We start from the raw sequence: 860 nt of genomic DNA, 5'->3' as shown, positions 1-860 counted from the left end.
CAACGGTGCCTACCGCACCCGCATCCAGGAACTGCTGCTGGCCGCCCTGGCCCGCAGCCTCGGCGAATGGACCGGCCAGGCCGACATCGGCATCGAACTCGAAGGCCACGGCCGCGAAGCCGACGCCCAAGCGCAAGCCACACAAGGCATCAACGCCAGTCGCCACCACAGCAATCACAGCGCCCTCGACCTCAGCCGCAGCATCGGCTGGTTCACCAGCCTGTACCCGGTCAAACTCAGCGTCGGCCGGGACTGGGCGGAAACTATCAAAACCGTCAAGGAGCAACTGCGGAGCGTCCCGGACAATGGATTGGGCTATGGCGTATTGCACTACCTAAGCCACAACATTCAACACGACCCGATTGATCAGCATCAACCGGCAGCCGAAGCCGGCCGATGCGCTTCAGGGCGTTTAGCACAGCCTGGGCAAGGCCCGCATTGCGACAAACCCAACGTGACCTTCAACTACCTCGGCCAACTCGACAGCAGCTTCGACGCCGCAGCGCTCCTGCGCCCGGCCGGCGAAGACAGCGGCGACGAACGCGACCCCGAAGCGCCGCTGGGCAACGAACTGGAAATCAACGGCGAAATCTACCAAGGCCAACTGCGGCTGCAGTGGAGTTACAGCGGCCAACGCTACCAAACACACACCATCGCCACGCTGTTGCAACGTTACCGGACCCACCTGGATCAGCTGCTCGACCACTGCCACGAAGCCGAGACTCAGCTGACCCCCAGCGACGTGCCGCTGGCCCGGCTCAATCAAGCCCAGCTCGACGCCCTGCCGGTCGCACACCGCCAAATCGAAGACCTCTACCCCCTGTCGCCCATGCAACAGGGGATTTTGTTTCATGCCTTGC

Annotated in this window: 1 protein-coding gene; it reads left to right on the top strand. The window is 63.3% G+C overall.

The window, feature by feature from the left end; all coding sequences use genetic code 11:
- Positions 1-860, top strand: an 860-nt coding sequence (locus tag NP596_RS21640) for a condensation domain-containing protein (protein WP_256617443.1), incomplete at both ends; no start/stop codon positions are given.

The organism is Methylomonas rivi, assembly GCF_024505165.1.
Classification (GTDB): domain Bacteria; phylum Pseudomonadota; class Gammaproteobacteria; order Methylococcales; family Methylomonadaceae; genus Methylomonas; species Methylomonas rivi.
Note: the sequence above shows the minus strand (reverse complement) of the source record. Positions and strands in the feature narration are given on the sequence as shown.